This is a genomic window from Priestia sp. JV24 (genome assembly GCF_025910025.1).
Taxonomy (GTDB): domain Bacteria; phylum Bacillota; class Bacilli; order Bacillales; family Bacillaceae_H; genus Priestia; species Priestia megaterium.
Map to the genome: position 1 here is coordinate 1 of NZ_JAPCIN010000093.1, position 416 is coordinate 416.

The window sequence follows — 416 nt, forward strand, 5'->3', positions numbered from 1 at the left end:
TCGTATAGCTCGTGCGTCGATGTGCAGTTTTAAATGTGAACTAACTGGAATGGAACTTGAAGTTAAAGATGTGCACGCACATCACAAAATACCTATTAAATTAGGTGGAACGGATGAATACGATAATTTAATAATTGTTCATAAAGATATCCATAGACTTATTCATGCAACATCTGAAACAGTAATAAACAAGCACATTAACCTTATTCATAACAAGCAAAAGCTTAAAAAGCTGAATACTTTAAGGGCATATTGTAAACTAGAAGCCATTTCAATGGCTTCAGAGGATAATAATAAAATAGCTTGATGGAACGCCGTATGCAGGGAAACTTGCACGTACGGTGTGAGGTGGGGGAAAAGTAAGTATCGTCACAGGTAATGCTGTCGAGAACACTTACCTATCACGCATACCATCT

1 protein-coding gene is annotated in these 416 nt (G+C 37.0%); it reads left to right on the plus strand.

What is annotated here, in order from left to right; genetic code table 11:
* A partial coding sequence (locus OK414_RS29825) for an HNH endonuclease signature motif containing protein (RefSeq protein ID WP_263046373.1) occupies nt 1–307 on the plus strand: 307 nt, incomplete at its 5' end.
* Between the last annotated feature and the right edge of the window lie 109 nt (nt 308–416).